The organism is Dellaglioa sp. CoH-55-MRSF-7 (genome assembly GCF_056782235.1).
In genome coordinates, this window is record NZ_JBXAYI010000227.1 from 1 (window position 1) to 243 (window position 243).

The 243-nt window shown below is 51.0% G+C and carries 1 protein-coding gene; it reads left to right on the forward strand.

Features of this window, described 5'->3' with window-relative positions; genetic code table 11:
- Nucleotides 1-243, forward strand: a 243-nt coding sequence (locus tag AC1RPU_RS08480) for a hypothetical protein (protein ID WP_481769729.1), incomplete at both ends; no start/stop codon positions are given.

Consider the following 243-nt stretch of genomic DNA (forward strand, 5'->3'; position numbering starts at 1 on the left):
ACTATTTCTCGAACATCGACGAGCACGATCAGTGGATCATTCGTCGTCTGAACGAAGATGTTGGCCCCAAGGGTGTCATCCGGTTTCTTGGTGACCTAAGCTTCCACAACAAATGGAAGACTGGCGCACTCATCGAACAGATCGAGACGCCGAACAAGTTTCTGGTGTTGGGCAATCACGACGACAAGCACATCGAGTTCTACAAGACCAGTGGCTTGTTCCGGGAAGTGCATGAGTATCGCG